The sequence below is a fragment of the Streptomyces sp. SID3212 genome (assembly GCF_009865405.1).
Taxonomy (GTDB): domain Bacteria; phylum Actinomycetota; class Actinomycetes; order Streptomycetales; family Streptomycetaceae; genus Streptomyces.
The window spans coordinates 1-768 of sequence record NZ_WWJY01001000.1 but is presented as its reverse complement, the minus strand read 5'-3'; the positions used below and the strand labels follow the sequence as shown (position 1 = coordinate 768).

Annotated in this window: 1 protein-coding gene and 1 pseudogene; both read left to right on the top strand. The window is 74.1% G+C overall.

The genetic code is table 11. The annotated features are described in order from the left end of the window. A pseudogene (locus tag GT042_RS29625) lies at positions 1 to 97 on the top strand (urease accessory protein UreF); the annotation flags it as partial. A 75-nt stretch (positions 98 to 172) separates the two neighbouring features. Continuing rightward, the coding region (ureG, locus tag GT042_RS29620) for an urease accessory protein UreG (protein WP_161311773.1) at positions 173 to 768 on the top strand (596 nt) is incomplete at its 3' end.

The window sequence follows — 768 nt, the reverse complement described above, 5'->3', positions numbered from 1 at the left end:
CGAGGGCCTCGACGCGCTGCCCGCCGCCTCGGGCCCGCTGGCGGACATCGCGGCGGAGGCCCACGCGGCCTGGCCGGTCCGACTGTTCGCCTCCTGAGGGGCGGACACCCCCGGAGACCACAAGCCCTCAGGGACGCAGGCCCTCAAGGGCCGGAAGCCAAGGAGTCGCCCCATGCACCTCGACCACAATCCCTCCGGTCCCGCCGCCGTCAGCGCCGACGCCGCGCGGCCCGACGGGACCCGGCGCGCCCTGCGCATCGGTCTCGGCGGGCCCGTCGGGTCCGGCAAGACCGCCACCGTCGCCGCGCTCTGCCGCGCGCTGCGCGACCAGTTCTCCCTCGCCGTCGTCACCAACGACATCTACACGCGCGAGGACGCCGAGTTCCTCCTCCGGCACGCCGTGCTGCCCCCGGAGCGCATCCAGGCCGTCGAGACCGGCGCCTGCCCGCACACCGCGATCCGCGACGACATCTCCGCCAACCTGGAGGCGGTGGAGGATCTGGAGGACGCGGTGGGGCCGCTCGACCTGATCCTGGTCGAGTCCGGCGGCGACAACCTCACCGCCACCTTCTCCAAGGGGCTGGTCGACGCGCAGGTGTTCGTCATCGACGTGGCGGGCGGCGACGACATCCCCCGCAAGGGCGGCCCCGGCGTGACCACCGCCGACCTGCTCGTGATCAACAAGACGGACCTCGCGCCGTACGTCGGCTCCGACCTCGGCCGGATGGCCCGCGACGCCAAGGAGCAGCGCGGCGAACTCCCCGTCGT